This is a genomic window from Nocardioides humilatus, from assembly GCF_008373755.1.
Classification (GTDB): Bacteria; Actinomycetota; Actinomycetes; order Propionibacteriales; family Nocardioidaceae; genus Nocardioides; species Nocardioides humilatus.
In genome coordinates, this window is sequence record NZ_VUJV01000231.1 from 1 (window position 1) to 324 (window position 324).

Here is a 324-nt window from a genome sequence, read left to right on the forward strand (position 1 = left end):
GGGCTGTCTCCAAGCCGACGTCAACGTCCCGCACGTTGCTCTCGGTGGTGAACTCCATCTCTTCACGACTTACATTCGTAGGGGTCGTCTCAGTGGGCTCTACAACTGGCCTCTTGCTATCCTCTGGCTGCTTTTGCTTCAGCGGGAAGGTGATTTTCAACACGTCTTTCTCGTAAACCCAGCTGCCTTCGGAATTCACATCCCAGGGAAGGTTCTGTATTTTCAAGTAATGATTAAAAGCACTGTTAGCCTGCACCATCAGCACTCCATTTTTCGTTTTCACGTTGATGTCTTTCTGTTCGTAACCAGGCAGGTGAATAGATA

1 protein-coding gene is annotated in these 324 nt (G+C 49.1%); it reads right to left on the reverse strand.

Features of this window, described 5'->3' with window-relative positions; genetic code table 11:
- Positions 1-324 (reverse strand): Hsp20/alpha crystallin family protein (locus F0U44_RS24550; protein WP_223163845.1); only part of this gene is annotated, 324 nt, incomplete at both ends.